This is a genomic window from Roseovarius arcticus (genome assembly GCF_006125015.1).
GTDB lineage: Bacteria > Pseudomonadota > Alphaproteobacteria > Rhodobacterales > Rhodobacteraceae > Roseovarius > Roseovarius arcticus.
In genome coordinates this window covers 174602-190745 of record NZ_SZZN01000001.1, presented here as the reverse complement: position 1 = coordinate 190745, position 16144 = coordinate 174602, and the positions used below count along the sequence as shown (strand labels likewise).

At 60.9% G+C, this 16144-nt stretch carries 15 protein-coding genes; 11 read left to right on the top strand and 4 right to left on the bottom strand.

Translation table 11 applies throughout. From position 1 onward, the window contains the following. Positions 1 to 62 precede the first annotated feature (62 nt). Positions 63 to 1739, top strand: coding sequence for a cytochrome c oxidase subunit I (ctaD, locus tag MK6180000_RS00900; RefSeq protein WP_138933015.1), 1677 nt, complete (start codon positions 63 to 65; stop codon positions 1737 to 1739). Between the two features lie 128 nt (positions 1740 to 1867). Continuing rightward, positions 1868 to 2353, top strand: coding sequence for a GNAT family N-acetyltransferase (locus MK6180000_RS00895; protein ID WP_138933014.1), 486 nt, complete (start codon positions 1868 to 1870; stop codon positions 2351 to 2353). A gap of 199 nt (positions 2354 to 2552) precedes the next feature. Here the strand turns inward: MK6180000_RS00895 and MK6180000_RS00890 are convergent, their stop codons facing one another. Together MK6180000_RS00890 and MK6180000_RS00885 are read right to left on the bottom strand one after the other, a co-directional pair. Then, positions 2553 to 3419 (bottom strand): urea carboxylase-associated family protein, encoded by an 867-nt coding sequence (locus MK6180000_RS00890; RefSeq protein ID WP_138933013.1) that lies wholly within the window; start codon positions 3417 to 3419, stop codon positions 2553 to 2555. Between the two features lie 30 nt (positions 3420 to 3449). After that, entirely contained in the window at positions 3450 to 3656 is a 207-nt protein-coding gene (locus MK6180000_RS00885; protein ID WP_138933012.1) for a hypothetical protein, read from the bottom strand. A 214-nt stretch (positions 3657 to 3870) separates the two neighbouring features. Here MK6180000_RS00885 and MK6180000_RS00880 point away from each other — a divergent pair, with 214 nt between their 5' ends. From MK6180000_RS00880 to MK6180000_RS00855, 6 genes are all read left to right on the top strand, one after another. After that, positions 3871 to 4917, top strand: a complete 1047-nt coding sequence (locus MK6180000_RS00880) for a rod shape-determining protein (protein WP_138933011.1) — start codon at positions 3871 to 3873, stop codon at positions 4915 to 4917. 88 nt (positions 4918 to 5005) lie between these two features. Further along, entirely contained in the window at positions 5006 to 5923 is a 918-nt protein-coding gene (gene mreC, locus MK6180000_RS00875) for a rod shape-determining protein MreC (protein WP_138933010.1), read from the top strand. Further along, entirely contained in the window at positions 5916 to 6455 is a 540-nt protein-coding gene (locus MK6180000_RS00870; RefSeq protein ID WP_138933009.1) for a rod shape-determining protein MreD, read from the top strand. The genes mreC and MK6180000_RS00870 overlap by 8 nt, the downstream gene beginning before the upstream one ends. Beyond that, on the top strand, positions 6452 to 8392 hold the full coding sequence (gene mrdA, locus MK6180000_RS00865) for a penicillin-binding protein 2 (protein ID WP_171054487.1): 1941 nt from the start codon (positions 6452 to 6454) through the stop codon (positions 8390 to 8392). The genes MK6180000_RS00870 and mrdA overlap by 4 nt, the downstream gene beginning before the upstream one ends. After that, the gene (rodA, locus tag MK6180000_RS00860; RefSeq protein ID WP_138933007.1) at positions 8389 to 9528 is read left to right on the top strand and encodes a rod shape-determining protein RodA; all 1140 of its coding nucleotides are present in this window, start codon (positions 8389 to 8391) and stop codon (positions 9526 to 9528) included. Before mrdA ends, rodA begins: the two co-directional genes overlap by 4 nt. A 3-nt stretch (positions 9529 to 9531) precedes the next feature. Next, positions 9532 to 10467, top strand: a complete 936-nt coding sequence (locus MK6180000_RS00855) for a 2-hydroxyacid dehydrogenase (protein WP_138933006.1) — start codon at positions 9532 to 9534, stop codon at positions 10465 to 10467. A gap of 31 nt (positions 10468 to 10498) precedes the next feature. On the opposite strand, the gene MK6180000_RS00850 is transcribed toward MK6180000_RS00855, so the two are convergent. Together MK6180000_RS00850 and MK6180000_RS00845 are read right to left on the bottom strand one after the other, a co-directional pair. Further along, positions 10499 to 11284 carry an SseB family protein gene (locus MK6180000_RS00850; RefSeq protein WP_138933005.1) on the bottom strand — a complete coding sequence of 262 codons (786 nt, stop codon included), beginning with the start codon at positions 11282 to 11284 and terminating at the stop codon, positions 10499 to 10501. Then, positions 11277 to 11867, bottom strand: coding sequence for a uracil-DNA glycosylase family protein (locus MK6180000_RS00845; RefSeq protein ID WP_138933004.1), 591 nt, complete (start codon positions 11865 to 11867; stop codon positions 11277 to 11279). Before MK6180000_RS00845 ends, MK6180000_RS00850 begins: the two co-directional genes overlap by 8 nt. 280 nt (positions 11868 to 12147) lie before the next feature. Between MK6180000_RS00845 and MK6180000_RS00840 the strand changes: the two genes are divergently transcribed. The 3 genes from MK6180000_RS00840 (at position 12148) to MK6180000_RS00830 (ending at position 16045) form a co-directional block, all read left to right on the top strand. Further along, positions 12148 to 12807 (top strand): ABC transporter ATP-binding protein, encoded by a 660-nt coding sequence (locus tag MK6180000_RS00840; RefSeq protein WP_138933003.1) that lies wholly within the window; start codon positions 12148 to 12150, stop codon positions 12805 to 12807. Continuing rightward, on the top strand, positions 12785 to 14455 hold the full coding sequence (locus MK6180000_RS00835) for a KpsE/RkpR family capsule polysaccharide export protein (protein ID WP_138933002.1): 1671 nt from the start codon (positions 12785 to 12787) through the stop codon (positions 14453 to 14455). The genes MK6180000_RS00840 and MK6180000_RS00835 overlap by 23 nt, the downstream gene beginning before the upstream one ends. Positions 14456 to 14548: 93 nt before the next feature. Next, positions 14549 to 16045 carry a phosphomannomutase/phosphoglucomutase gene (locus MK6180000_RS00830; RefSeq protein ID WP_138933001.1) on the top strand — a complete coding sequence of 499 codons (1497 nt, stop codon included), beginning with the start codon at positions 14549 to 14551 and terminating at the stop codon, positions 16043 to 16045. The last annotated feature ends 99 nt before the right edge of the window (positions 16046 to 16144 follow it).

The following is a 16144-nucleotide window of genomic DNA, read 5'->3' as shown; positions in this document are numbered from 1 at the left end:
TACCCGCGTGCGCAGCATTTACCGCAATTGGCGCCCGGACACATACCAGCAGGAGGCGCCCAATGGCAGATGCAGCCATTCATGGCCACGACCACCACGACGAACGAGGGTTTTTTACCCGGTGGTTCATGTCCACGAACCATAAGGATATTGGTATCCTTTATCTGATCACGTCGGCGTTTGTCGGTCTGATCTCGGTCCTATTCACCGTTTACATGCGCCTTGAGCTTATGGAGCCGGGTGTTCAGTACATGTGCCTTGAAGGGGCGCGTTTTCTGGCGGACGCCGCATCGCCCTGCACACCTGACGGGCATCTTTGGAACGTGATGATTACCTATCACGGCGTCCTGATGATGTTCTTTGTTGTGATTCCCGCCCTCTTTGGCGGTTTTGGCAACTACTTGATGCCGCTGCAGATCGGCGCGCCAGACATGGCGTTTCCGCGGATGAACAACCTTTCGTTCTGGCTATATGTGGCTGGTACGTCGCTGGGTATCGCGTCGCTGTTGTCGCCGGGCGGCAACAACGGTGCACTGGGTGCTGGTGTTGGCTGGGTTCTGTATCCGCCGCTATCGACCAGCGCTCCGGGTATCTCGATGGACCTTGCGATTTTTGCGGTTCACGTGTCGGGCGCCAGCTCAATCTTGGGCGCGATCAACATGATCACGACATTCCTGAACATGCGCGCGCCTGGCATGACACTGTTCAAGGTGCCACTGTTCGCATGGTCGATCTTTGTCACCGCATGGATGATTCTGCTGGCGCTGCCTGTTCTGGCGGGCGCGATCACAATGCTGCTGACAGATCGTAACTTCGGGACGACCTTCTTTGACCCGGCAGGTGGCGGTGATCCGATCCTCTACCAGCACATCCTGTGGTTCTTTGGCCATCCGGAGGTGTACATTATCATCCTCCCCGGCTTTGGCATCATCAGTCACGTCATTGCCACGTTCTCGCGCAAGCCGATTTTTGGCTACCTGCCGATGGTGTGGGCGTTGATTGCAATTGGCGCGCTGGGCTTTGTCGTATGGGCGCACCACATGTACACGGTGGGCATGTCACTGACGCAGCAAAGCTATTTCATGCTGGCCACGATGGTGATCGCCGTCCCGACCGGGGTGAAGGTGTTTAGCTGGATCGCGACAATGTGGGGCGGCTCGATCGAGTTCAAGACGCCGATGCTATGGGCGTTCGGGTTCCTGTTCCTCTTTACCGTTGGGGGCGTGACGGGCGTTGTGCTGGCGCAAGCGGGCATCGACCGCGCGTATCACGACACTTACTATGTCGTTGCACACTTCCACTATGTGATGAGCCTTGGTGCCGTGTTTGCCATCTTTGCGGGGATCTACTTCTACTTCCCCAAGATGACGGGCCGCATGTATCCCGAATGGGCAGGCAAGCTGCACTTTTACGCGATGTTCATCGGTGCAAACCTCACGTTCTTCCCGCAGCACTTTCTGGGCCGCCAAGGTATGCCACGCCGTTACATCGACTATCCAGAGGCGTTCGCGCCGTGGAACTGGTGGTCGTCGATGGGCGCCTTCCTGAGCTTCGCCAGCTTCGTGTTCTTCTTTGGCGTGATCATCTGGTCGCTTTTCCGGGGCGCAAAAACTCCGCAGGCGAACCCTTGGAACGAATACGCCGACACGCTGGAATGGACCTTGCCCAGCCCGCCGCCCGAGCACACGTTCGAGCAGCTTCCCAAGCGCGAAGACTGGGACAAGAGCCACGCGCACTAAGCGCACTGCAAAACTGAATAATGGAAGGCCCCGGAGCATATCCGGGGCCTTTTTTCGTGGCTGAATCGCTGATTTAGATCTTTTTTGGTTGTTGAGTTCGCAGCCGACAAATAGCTAAATGTCGCTTTATGGATAATATCAGACCTGCGCGTGCAGAAGATCACTCAGCGATCATCAAAATATGGCATGCTGGTTGGCATGATGCACACGCGCACCTTGTACCTGAACCACTCTTGAAATTCCGCGAAATCGAACACTTCTGGCTCTGGCTAGAAGGTTCGGCTGACCAGTTTTTTGTCGCGACGTCTGGTAAATCTATTGTCGGATTTGTGGCGACCAACGAAGCCGAACTTGTAAAGCTATACGTTGCTTCGGGCGCCCGCGGCACCGGGATTGCTGCCGCTCTTCTAGCTTTTGGCGAACGAAACATCGCAGATAGCGGTGTAACCGACGCCCTTCTCTACAGCACAGCAGGAAACACTCGAGCAGAAAGATTTTATCGACGCAACGGCTGGGTTCTGAGCGAAACCTTTCAGGATGCTCTGTGGCTACCAGAAAAAGTGGCGAACATGGGCGTTGTGGACACGCATCGTTTCAACAAGCATTTGGGCTGAATGCCGACAAAGTCCCGCACAGCAGACAATTGACTTGGGGCGCAGAGCGTTACAACTAACGCTTCTTTAGCAATCTGGCCTTCCCACTCACGTGGGCTATCCCCATCAATACCCACCAGACTTCTGTCCAAAAAACACCTTAGTCAGGTCTTCGGCCACTCCTCCGGCGGCCCGACATCGCATCCGGGCGTGTAGCCGATCACCCTGCACGCCCCGGGGCAGTCCCGCGCCCATGCGTGCGGTCGTAGCCATTCAGAGGCGGCACGCTCCAGCCGTTCAGCGCGCCGGGCGCGGGCGCAAATACCTCGACCAGCAGCGGATGGCAGGTCGCAGTATCGCTGGAATGCTGGACCGAGCAATCGCCACCGGGGCACGCCGACAGAGCACCAAGCAGGTCGATTTCGGCAAAAAACTCAAGATGATCGCCGGGGCGTACTGGGCTGGCCTTCATAAAATACTGTCCAGTATCGCGGGTGAACCCGGTGCACATAAACACGTTCAGCACATCATGGACATGCCGCTCAGCCTCATCCAGCGGCAGACCCGTCTCATCCGCCAATGCGCGGATCAGATTGGAGTGGCAGCAATGATGATACTGCCCGCCCGCCAGCAGATTACCGGTATATGGATCGCAGCGCGTGCCGATCACGTCATGGACGGACCCGCCAAACCCGTCGACGCCATACCATTCCAATGTGTCGCTGGTAATCGTCGCCATGGGCCGCAAATGCGGCAGACACGACCACATCCGCTGGCCGCGCGTTATGTGCGTGCCGTGCAGGGCGCGCGTCTTGCCGGAATAGAATCGCTCACTCAGATCGGCGGCGTTCCACAGGTTCAGATCGCCAACCTGCGGGCCATCCACCGATGATATGCGAAAAAACTGGCCTGCCTCTGCATGAAAACAAACAGCCTCGCGCGGTGGCACCATAATCTCAGAAACCTTGACAGCGCCCTCCCGCGCCGCTGAAAACAGCGCCATGTCAGGTTGCGGCAACGTCTCGACCGGATAGCAGATTACCGGGGCGACGGCCCGGCGGGCGGCGGCATCGTCTGGTTCGGTCACTTTCTACCCCTTAGGAATATTTCCATCGCCTCACGCCTTTGGCGCGCCTGACAGACAAATCTTTGGCGGTTTGCCGTTCTTTGTAAAGGTCTCGGCACCGCACGCCAGACAGCGCATATACCGCGCGCCGCCCTCGTCGCGTGTGCGATCCTCGCGCCACCGGCAGCGGCGCGTCTTGCCATTGGAGAAGATCAGCAACAAAACAAAGGCAATCAGCAGCCCGGCAAGAATGATCATGCGAAACCTCGCGATTAGGGTCAGGTGCGTCCCCTAGCGTGCCAGCCCCGCCCGCTCAAGCCCGGCCCGGCACAGCAAAATACCGGCAACTTGGCGCTTACAGTCGCAAAACAGGCCCTTTAACCGCGCCCTGCGCGTCTCTATAAGGGCGAATGGTGGCGGCCAAGAGTCGCCCCACTTGCGTTTTTAATCAAAAGACAGGACACCGCCCAAAATGTCCATATTGAGCAGAATTCCGGGGATGTTTACCTCGGACATGGCCATCGACCTCGGCACCGCGAATACGCTGGTTTACGTCAAGGGGCGCGGCATTATCCTGTCCGAGCCATCGGTCGTCGCATATCACGTCAAAGACGGCGTACGAAAAGTGCTCGCCGTAGGCGAGGACGCCAAGCTGATGCTGGGTCGCACGCCCGGTAGCATTGAGGCAATCCGCCCCATGCGCGAAGGCGTGATCGCCGATTTCGACACCGCTGAGGCAATGATCAAGCATTTCATTCGCAAGGTGCACAAACGCACAACATTCTCCAAGCCCAAGATTATTGTCTGCGTTCCGCATGGCGCGACGCCCGTTGAAAAGCGCGCGATCCGCCAGTCTGTGCTAAGCGCCGGCGCCCGCCGCGCGGGTCTGATCGCAGAACCTATCGCAGCCGCCATTGGCGCGGGCATGCCGATCACCGACCCCACCGGTAACATGGTGGTAGATATCGGCGGCGGCACGACCGAAGTAGCCGTGCTGTCACTGGGCGACATCGTTTATGCCCGGTCGGTCCGCGTTGGCGGCGACCGCATGGACGAGGCGATCATCAACTACCTGCGCCGCCAGCAGAACCTGCTGATCGGTGACGCGACGGCCGAGCGGATCAAGACATCTATCGGAACCGCCCGGATGCCCGATGACGGGCGCGGCGAGACGATGAAAATTCGCGGCCGCGATTTGCTAAACGGCGTGCCCAAGGAAACCGAGATTAGCCAGGCACAGATCGCCGAGGCGCTGGCCGAGCCGGTCCAGCAGATCTGCGAGGCCGTAATGACCGCGCTGGAGGCCACACCGCCAGACTTGGCCGCTGATATTGTCGACCGGGGCGTCATGTTGACCGGGGGCGGTGCGCTATTGGGGCAGCTTGATCTGGCTCTGCGCGAGCAGACCGGGCTGGCCGTCAGCATCGCGGACGAGTGCCTGAATTGCGTGGCGCTTGGCACTGGCAAGGCGCTGGAGTTTGAAAAACAGCTGCGCCACGCCATCGACTACGACAGCTAAGGCACGCGCCTGTACGATTGCCGCACGGACCGCGCCGCTATAGCCTTGGGGCTGGGGCGCGGCCCCGCTTACGTTAGGGATCCTCTGTTTGGCCAAGGACCGCAGACAATCGGATGACTATGCCGGCCCGCTGAGGCGACTCCTCATGGGGGTGTTGATCGTGTGCCTGCTGGGCTTATTCGTCCTGTGGCGCATCGACAGTCCGCGGGTCGAGCGGTTTCGCGCCGCTGTGATCGACCGGGTGGTGCCCAATCTGGATTGGGCCATGGCGCCGGTAACGGGCACCGTGAATTTGTTTCGCGATTTTCAAAGCTACCAACGCATCTATCGCCAAAATCAGGAGCTACGCCGCGAGTTGCAGCAGATGCAGGCATGGAAGGAAGCGGCACTGCAACTGGAGCAGGAGAACGCGCGCCTTCTGGACTTGAATAACGTCCGGCTCGATCCGCGTCTGACCTATGTCACCGGCGTCGTCGCCGCCGACTCGGGGTCGCCCTTTCGTCAGTCTGTTTTGCTGAATGTGGGCGCGCGCGACGGTATCGTCGATGGCTGGGCCGCGATGGACGGTCTGGGGCTGGTTGGCCGCATTTCGGGCGTTGGCGACAATTCGGCGCGCGTGATTCTACTCACCGATACGTCCAGCCGCATTCCTGTGACGGTGCAGCCTTCGGGCCAACGCGCGCTGATTCTGGGCGACAATACCGCCGCGCCGCCCATCGATTTTCTTGAGGATGCGGGCAAGGTGCGCGCAGGTGATCGGGTGATCACCTCTGGCGACGGCGGTGTTTTCCCCGCTGGTCTGTTGGTGGGGCGCGTCGCGCAGGACCCGGGCGGACGACTGCGCCTGCGCCTTGCCGCCGATTACGAGCGGTTGGAGTTCCTGCGCGTGCTGCGCGACCACGCCGGCGTGCGTATCGACGACAGCGGCGATCTGATCGCGCCCGATGTTGCGCCGACCTCGCCCGAGGACCGCGCTCCTAATCCGGCGGTAGCGATCGATGGCTGATCGGGCACCGACGCGCCTATGGGCCATGCGCGCGCTCTTTGCTGCGCTATGCGCCGCTGTGATCCTATGGCGCCTCCTGCCGCTGGACACACTGCCGCCCGGCTGGGCTGGACCGGACATCATCGTCGCGTTGGCATTTGCTTGGGGTCTGCGGCGGCCCGAATACGCGCCGCCGCTCCTTATCGGGATTGCGGTTCTGCTAGCCGATCTGATGTTTCAGCGGCCCCCCGGCCTCTGGGCAGCGTTGGTGCTGCTGGGCAGCGAAGCACTAAAGACCCGCGCGCCTGGGCTGCGCGATCTGGGCTTCGCGCCCGAATGGCTGGCCGTGGCGACTGTGACGCTGGCCATCACGCTGATGTATCGGCTGACATTGGCCATCTTGCTGGTACCGCAAGCACCGCTTGGGCTTAGCCTGATGCAAATGACTATGACGGTGCTATGCTATCCACTGATCGTATTTGCATCAGCAACGTTGCTGGGCGTGCGCAAGGCCCGCCCCAGCGAGGGCGGCGGCAGGAGGTTACGAATTTGAAACGCCAGACACGCGATACCGCCGTCAGCCAGCGCCGTATTACACGGCGCGGCCTGATTCTGGGCGCGGGTCAGGCTGGTTTCGTAGGTCTGTTGGCATGGCGGATGCGGCATCTTCAGGTTGATCAGGCCGATCAGTTTCGCCTGCTGGCCGAGGAAAACCGCATCAAGATACGGCTGATCCCCCCTGCACGCGGCCAGATTTACGACCGCAACGGCTTGGTCGTGGCAGAAAACGTGCCCAGCTATCGCATCATGCTGGAGCGCGAAGAGGCCGGCGATGTCGAGGAAACGATCGCGCAGCTGGGCCGCCTGATTCATCTGGACCCCGAGGAGCTGGAGCGCGCCCGCGAGGAAATGCGGCGCTCGCGCGTGCATCCCGTCACCATTGCCGACCGCATATCGTGGGAAGAGTTGAGCCGCGTCGCTGTCAATGCCCCTGCCCTACCCGGCGTGCGCCCCGAAGTGGGCCTGTCGCGCCGCTATCCGATGGAGAGTGAGTACGCCCATGTGCTGGGCTATGTCGGCCCCGTCAGCGACTATGATCTGGACAAAATCGAGGCCCCCGACCAGCTGTTATTGATCCCGCGCTTTCAGATTGGCAAAATCGGCCTTGAGGCAATGCGCGAGGATATGCTGCGCGGCACCGCCGGCACCAAACGGATCGAGCAGAACGCAGCCGGCCGCGTCATGCGAGAGCTGGACAGGCGTGAGGGCGTGGCCGGCAAAGACGTGCAAATCACCACCGACAGCAATCTGCAATCATACATTCACGCGCGCCTAGCAGGCGAAAGCGCCGCCGCCGTCGTGATTGATTGCGAGAGCGGTGACATCCTGGCAACCGTTTCGACGCCCGGCTTCGACAGCAATCTGTTTGTGCGCGGGATTTCTGTCGCCGATTACAACGCACTCCTAGAAAACAAGTATCGCCCCCTGCCGAACAAGGCTGTGCAGGGCATCTACCCCCCCGGCTCGACGTTCAAGATGGTTACAGCGCTTGCCGCGCTCGAAAACGGCTCAGCCACGACCGAAGATACCGTTTATTGCCCCGGTTATCTCGAGGTCGCGGGCCGCAGGTTTCACTGCTGGAAGCGGGCGGGCCATGGCAATGTCGATCTAGGCCGCGCTTTGCGCGAAAGCTGTGACGTCTATTTCTACGAGATGGCCCTACGCACCGGCATTGAGAATATCGCTGATATGTCGCGCCGCCTTGGCCTTGGCGTTGCGCACGACCTTCCGATGACAAGCGTTGCAGAGGGTTTGATCCCCGACAAAGCGTGGAAGCGCGCATCGCGCGGGGCCGACTGGGTGATCGGTGACAGCGTGAACTCGTCAATCGGTCAGGGATTTGTACTGACCTCGCCGCTGCAACTCGCGATTATGACTGCCCGCATTGCCACCGGCCGCGCCGTTACGCCGCGCCTGATAAAATCCGTCGACGGTGTCGAGGAGCCGACCGGCCATGGCGAGGATTTGGGTCTCAACGAGAATAACCTGCGCAGCGTCCGCCGCGCCATGTACGACGTGTCGAACAATAAACGCGGCACTGCCTATCGCAGCCGGATCGTTGCCGACGGGATGCGCATGGCGGGCAAAACCGGCACCAGCCAAGTGCGCAACATCACCGCCGCCGAGCGAGCGCAGGGCGTGCGCCGCAATGAGGATCTGCCGTGGGAGCGGCGCGATCATGCGCTGTTTGTCGATTACGCGCCCTTTGACAATCCGCGCATCGCAGTTGCGGTGGTGATCGAACACGGCGGCGGCGGCTCAACCGCCGCTGCGCCAATCGCACGCGACATTACGCTGCAAGCGCTTTATCAGGGCGATCCGCCGCTGGAGGCCTACCCCACCGCCGACCAGGGGCGCATTCGCACGCAGCAGGAACGTCTGCGCGACGCGCGCCCCCATCACGGCCCAAAGCCGAGCGACCGCGCATGAGCTATCTTGCATACTCGGTCAAAAGCGTGCCGACGGGCCTGCGCAAGATCCTATACGTCAACTGGCCCCTTGCGCTTTTGCTGGCGGCGGTGGCCTGCGTCGGGTTTCTGATGCTCTATTCGGTCGCCGGCGGCTCGGCGATGCCGTGGATGGACCCACAGATGAAGCGCTTTGGCGTCGGCTTTGCGGCCATGCTCTTTGTCGCGATGGTGCCGATCTGGTTCTGGCGCAACATGGCCGGGCTGGCCTATTGCATATCACTGGCACTTCTGGTCGCGGTCGAGCTGTTTGGCAGCGTTGGCATGGGTGCACAGCGCTGGATTGATCTTGGATTCATGCGGCTACAGCCATCTGAGTTGATGAAAATTACGTTGGTGATGGTTCTCGCAGCCTATTACGACTGGCTGCCATTGAACAAAACGTCGCGCCCGATTTGGGTGATCTTGCCCTTAATCGTGATCCTCATTCCGACCTATCTGGTGCTGAAGCAGCCCGATTTGGGCACGTCGATCCTGTTGATCGCGGCGGGGGGCGGAATGATGTTCCTCGCAGGGGTTCACTGGGCTTACTTCGCCGCAGTGACCGCAGCCGGCATCGGCCTCGTCACCACCGTGTTCAAGAGCCGGGGCACCGATTGGCAGCTGCTGGCAGACTACCAGTTCCGCCGGATCGACACATTTCTGGACCCATCGACCGACCCTTTGGGCGCCGGGTATCACATCACCCAGTCCAAGATTGCCCTAGGATCGGGCGGCTGGACAGGGCGCGGCTTTATGCAAGGCACGCAGTCGCGGCTAAACTTTTTGCCCGAAAAGCATACGGATTTTATCTTTACCACGCTGGCCGAAGAATTCGGATTTATCGGGGCGATCTCGCTGCTCGGCCTTTATGCGCTGATTATCGTGTTCTGCATTAGTACCGCGATGACCAATCGCGACAGGTTTTCGTCCCTGCTGACGCTGGGGGTCGCTGCGACGTTTTTCCTGTTCTTTGCGGTGAATATGTCGATGGTCATGGGCCTCGCGCCCGTTGTGGGTGTTCCTCTACCGCTGGTCAGTTATGGGGGCTCTGCGATGTTGATCCTCATGCTGGGTTTCGGCATGGTCCAGAGCGCACATGTCCACAAACCGAGGTAGCCCATGACGATCCAGATTCTGTTCTCTGCCAAGCCGCCCCGCTGGTCGCAGTACGAGGGCCCGTTGACCCACGCGCTGACACAAGCCGGGATCACTGACTTTAACCTTGCCTGCGAAATCGCGCCCGATGAAGTGGACTACATCGTGATGGCGCCCAATGGCCCGGTGCAGGATTTTACGCCTTTTACGCGCTGCAAGGCAGTGCTGAATCTGTGGGCCGGCGTCGAGGGGATCATCGACAACCCGACCCTGACGCAACCGCTGGCACGAATGGTGGACCATGGCCTGACGCGCGGCATGGTCGAGTGGGTCACCGCCCACGTCCTGCGCCACCATCTGGGGATAGACGCGCATATCCAAGGACAGGACGGCGTCTGGCGCAAGGAGATCCCACCACTGGCACAAGAGCGCGCCGTCACCATCCTCGGCATGGGCGAGCTGGGCGCCGCTTGCGCGGAGACCCTTGCCTATCTCGGGTTTGACGTGACTGGGTGGAGCAGATCACCCAAGGACTTGGACGGCGTGCGTTGCCTGCATGGCGAGGATGGTTTGGCGGCGGCGCTAGGCACCGCGCAGATATTGGTGCTGCTGCTGCCAAAGACGTCGGAGACCGAAAATCTGCTGGATGCACAGCGCTTGGCGCAATTGCCCAAAGGTGCGGTGGTGATAAATCCCGGCCGCGGTCCGCTGATCGACGACGACGCGCTGCTAAGCGCGCTGGAGTCGGGCCATATCGGCCACGCGACGCTTGATGTGTTTCGCGTTGAACCGTTGCCGTCAGAGCATCCTTATTGGGCGCATCCATCAGTGACGGTGACGCCCCATATCGCGTCCGAGACGCGCGACGACACCGCCAGTCAGGTAATCGCCGAGAATGTCCGCCGCAGCGAGGCAGGCGAGCCGCTGCTGCATAAGGTGGATCCCAAGCTGGGGTACTAACGGCAGGCTCGCTTCAAACGATTTGACCTCGCTACCTTAGTCGAGGGGGCCGTGACGGATCAGATCCCGGCGCGGCCCGCTGGGGCGCCGCTGTGGCTTGGGGCAGATCAAATCTCAGCCCAACACGCTCAATCCGCTGCGCCAGCGGGCCGCCGACCTCCGCGAAACCGACGTCCAGCGCGCCCGCCTCAATACCTGAGAACGTCAGCGCCTCGGACACGGCACGCGTCAGCGCAGGCTCGGCCCCCGGCGCGGCACCGATGAACATCAGCACATGCCCGGGTGCACCGCCTGTATATCGCGCCCCGGCGAGACAGGCATGGCTGGCCAGCCCCTCGGCGCGGGCCAGCTTGGCGTCCAGCGCGGTCAGCAACGCCTGCGGCACGCCTTCGGGTGCGGTCACAGTTTCGATTTGCGCCCCCGCCTCATTGCCGCCGCCCTGCCCCAGCGTTTCAGCCAGCCAGCTTAGCGCCTCTGTCGGCAGCAAGATCGACGATGGCGCCGCATCCAGATTAAGGCCCAGCCCTGCCCCGCCTGCCGCCAACATTCCGGCCAGCGTGCGGCCCGGCAACACGGCATAAGGCGCAGGACCGCCGGTAAATCCGGCCAGCCGCGCCTCGTCGTCGAAGGCCAGCGCATATACTGCATCCTCCACCTCAAACGTGCGGGGGGTAACATGATCGCCCGACGGCTCCTCCGTCAGCAGCAGGAATAGCTGCGTATCGGCGAGGCAGTGGTAGAAGGCGAGGCGCGCCGCGCCATCCTCATCTGCGGCCTCCATCGCGGCATGGGCGCGGTCCAGCGCGGTCTCAGTCATCTTGCATTACCTCTTTCACTCGGTCGCGCAGGGCGGGGATCACCTCAGCCTCGAACCACGGATTTTTCTTTAGCCAGCCTGTGTTACGCCACGACGGATGCGGCAGCGCAAATGTGCCGGGCGCATGGACGCGCCAATCCGTCACCGTCTGCGCAACACTGCCGCGCACACCCAGATGATAGCGCTGGGCATGTGCGCCGACCAGCACGCGCAAGGGAACAGGCGCCAACTCTGCCATCACCGCATCATGCCACGTCTCGCGGCAGATAGCAGGCGGCGGCAGGTCCGATCCGCGCGCATCGTATCCGGGAAAGCAGAACGCCATCGGCACGATAGCCACGCGGGCGCGGTCGTAGAATGCCTCGCGGTCCAGCCCCAGCCAGTCGCGCAGGCGGTCGCCAGACGGATCGTCAAAGGGGATGCCCGACGCATGCACGCGCGCGCCCGGCGCCTGCCCTGCGATCAGCAGCCGCGCGCCGGGGCCGAACCACGGCACAGGGCGCGGCGCGTGATGGGTGGCAGTCGCGGCAAAGCGATCCGCACAGAGGCGACAGCGTGAAATACGGGCGGCGAGGTCATCCATACGCGATAAATATGACGCGAGCCCATGATTATCCAGTACGTCCCGGATAGCGCCTGTCCGCATATTGCACACTATCAAGGGCAAAGCGCTGCAGGATTGTTTCCAATCCGAGGCAAAAGAGCTAAAATCCAGAGGATATTTTTACCCTAAGGGCATAATTCTGCCTTGATATCTGTTCATAATTCCAGCCAGCCCTCATGGTGAGGTATCAACCGGGGCCTATATTGGCCCGCCAAAGCCCCGACACAAGAGGGCGCACAAGCAGTTTTCGGAACGTTCCATGCTCGAGTTCGACAATGTCAGCAAGTCCTTCTGGACCGGCACGCAGCGCAAGGTGATCTTGGAAAAGGTCAGCTTTCGCGTCGAGCTGGGTAAATCCATGGGGATTCTGGCACCAAACGGCACCGGCAAGACGACGGTGATCAATATGATGGCCGGTCTGGAGAAACCTGACGAGGGCGACATTAGGCGCAGCTGCCGCATCAGCTTCCCGCTTGGCTTTATGGGCGGGGTCATCAGCAAGATTTCGGCGATGGAGAATAGCCGCTATATTGCCCGGCTCTATGGTCTGGATCCCGATTATGTTGAGGCATTCTGCCGCTGGATGTGCAATCTGGGCGAATATTTCGACCAGCCCTTGGGCACCTACAGCACAGGGATGAAGTCGCGTTTTACCTTTGCGCTGATGTTGGCGCTGGATTTTGATATGTATCTGATCGACGAAGGCATGCCCAGCTCGACCGATGTCGAGTTCAACCAAAAAGCAGGCGAGATCCTGCGCGAACGGCTCGCGACGACAACCGTGATCATCGTATCGCACCAGCCCGCCGTGCTGGAGAAATTTGCGACCACGGCCGCCGTCCTGATGGGCGGCCAGCTTCATATGTTCGACACCTTGGAAGAGGCCAAACAGCTTTATGACTACGAAACCCAAGGCTAGAAAATTCCGCATTCGCCGCACGCCTAGCGCGGAGGACGAGGCGCTGGTTGGGCAACTGCCTGGCGAGCGGCACACATCCGTCGCGCCGAAAGGTCCTGCTGCGCCTCCACCCGAGGAAGCGCAGACCGATTTGCCGGACAGTGAACCACCGCGCACCGGCGAAATTACCAGCGCGCGCGAGATGAGTACGGGCGCCTCAATTGACGAGATCCGCAACGAAGGCCTGACAGGCCGCCAGCTGCGCATGGCGCGCCGCGTCGCGCAAAAGAATGGGCTGGCCCCGACATCTGACTTCGATGCGGTTCGCCTGTTACGTGCGCGCGGCATAGACCCCTTCCAACGCGCCAGCATTCTGGAGCTGGTGACGAACGACCAAAATCAGGACGATGCCGGTGAGCTGGTCCCTGCCAAGGGCCGCAATCTGGACAATCCGCGAGTGCAACTTCCGCAGACGGTTCCGATGCAAACAACGCTGCCGTCGGCCCAACTTAGCCCAGCCGACCGCCGCACCGAAGAGATCATGCGCATCCAGCGGGACATCGGCAAACGTCGCCGCCGCAAGCTGCTGCTGCTGCTGACACGGCTTGCCGCGTTCGTATTTTTGCCGACGCTGCTGGCGGGGTATTATTACTACGCCGTGGCCACCCCGATGTACTCGACCAAATCCGAATTCCTGATCCTGTCTGCCGATGGCGGCGGCGGTGCCGGCGGCCTTAGCGGCCTTCTGCCCAGCCAGTTTGCCACCGGGCAGGACGCAATCGCGACGCAGTCCTACCTATTGTCCAAGGATGCGATGCTGCGCCTCGACCGCGATGTAGGCTTTCGCGATCATTTCAGCCAGCCGTGGATTGATCCGCTCCAGCGGCTGGACCCGGATGCCAGCAACGAAAAAGCCTACAAGCTATATAAGAAATATATGAAGATCGGGTACGATCCGACCGAAGGTGTTCTGCGGATGGAGGTATCCACCGCAAATCCTGAGGTCAGTGCCGAATTCTCGCGCAAGCTGATCGACTACGCAGAGGAGCGGGTGGATGATCTGTCCAAGCGCAAACGCGAAGACGCATTGGAGTCCTCAACCGAAAGCCTTGCCCAGGCCAAGACGGACCGCCGCGAGGCGCAGCGCCAACTAGTCGTCATGCAAGAAGGCACCGTGCTGGACCCGCAGGGCGAGATCACTAATATCCGCTCGCTGATCGGCAATGTCGAATTGCAGCTACAGGAAAAGCAGCTGGCCCTGAATACGCAGTTGAACAACGCCCGGCCCAATAGCGCCAGGGTCGAGGCCCTGACCAGCGAGATCGAAGTGCTGAAGCGCGAGCAGATCAAGCAGCGCGCGCGGCTGACCGACGCGGGCGAGGGTAACAGTTCGCTCGCTTCGCAAACCGCCGATATCCAGATGGCGCAGGCCGATTTGCTAACAGCGGACATGGTGCTCCAGGCCGCGCTGGAATCGCAGCGTATGAGTTCGAGCGAAGCAAGCAAGCAGGTGCGCTATCTGACAGTCAGCGTGCGGCCCGTCGCATCACAGGACGCGGCGTATCCCCGCTCGTTCGAGAATACTATTCTGGCGTTTCTCGTCTTTGCCGGGATATATCTGATGATCTCGCTCACCGCATCCATCCTGCGCGAACAGGTATCTTCCTGAGTTGAAATCAAGCCACATAACTGCAATTCACCCGCGCGGCGCACAACCACCGCACGCGCCGGCACACCACCAAGAAAGAGCGAGCATTCGTCCATGAACACACCCGCCCAGACAGTCACGCCCAACACGTGGGAATTCCTGCGCGACGCCATGATCATGCCCACTGGGTTTCGCGAATACGATGCGCGCTGGAAATACCCAGAAGAGATCAATCTGCCGGGCGTTACCGCCCTCGGCCTTGGCCTTGGAACGCAGATGATCGCGCGCGGCATAGATCCGGTGATCGCGGTCGGCAACGACTATCGCGACTACTCGCTGTCGATCAAGAACGCGCTGATGCTGGGCCTGATGCAGGCCGGGATCAAGGTGCTGGATATTGGCCCCGCCGTCAGCCCGATGGCCTATTTTGCGCAGTTCCATCTGGACGCGCCTGCTGTCGCGATGGTCACGGCCTCGCACAATCCCAACGGCTGGACCGGCGTCAAAATGGGGTTCGAACGGCCCCTGACCCACGGCCCCGATGAGATGAGCGAGCTCAAAGCCATTGTGCTGGAGGGTCGCGGCCAGCGGCGCCCCGGTGGCAGCTATGAGTATGTGGATGGTGTGCGCGAGGCGTATTTGGACGACCTCGTCGGTGATTTCCGCATGACGCGACCCCTAAAGGTGGTCTGCGCCACGGGCAACGGCACCGCGTCTGCCTTTGCCCCCGAGTTGTTTGCGCGCATGGGCGTCGAAGTGGTGCCGTCGCATAACGAGTTGGATTATACCTTTCCGCACTACAATCCGAACCCTGAGGCGATGGAGATGCTGCACGACATGGCCGCCAGCGTGCGCGCCTCCGGCGCTGATTTCGCGCTGGGATTTGACGGCGACGGCGACCGCTGCGGCGTAGTCGACAATGAGGGCGAAGAGATTTTCGCGGACAAGATGGGCGTCATTATGGCCCGCGATTTTGCGCGGCTCTATCCCGGCAGCACGTTTGTTGCGGACGTGAAATCTACCGGGCTGTTTGCCTCCGACCCCGAGTTGCAGGCGCATGGCGCCAAGGCTGATTACTGGAAAACCGGCCATAGCCACATGAAGCGACGCGTTAAGGAAATCGGCGCGCTTGCCGGGTTTGAGAAATCGGGGCACTATTTCCTGGCCGAGCCTATCGGGCGTGGCTACGATTGCGGTCTGCGCGTCGCCGTCGAGATCTGCAAGCTGATGGAGCGTAATCCCGACAAATCAATGGCAGACCTGCGCCGAGCGCTGCCCGTCACCTATGCCACTCCCACCATGTCGCCATATTGTGCCGATCTGGAGAAATACGACGTGCTTGAGCGTTTGGTCGCCAAGCTGGTTGCGCATCACGAGGCTGGGATGCCGCTGGCGGGCCGCAAAATCGCACAGGTCGTCACAGTGAACGGCGCGCGCGTGATCTTAGATAACGGCAGTTGGGGTCTGGTGCGGGCATCTTCGAACACGCCCAATCTGGTCGTTGTCTGCGAAAGCAGCGAGAGCGATGCAGAAATGCGTGCGATCTTTGCCGACATTGATGCCGTGATCCGGACGGAACCACTGGTGGGCGAGTACGACCAGACGATTTAAACGAATTCTGCCCTAATGGCGCGAGCCACCTCGCCTGAACGGGCAGGCGCGCGCACGCCTTTCCGTTGAATTCATGCCGTCTTTCGCTGGCCCCTCCCA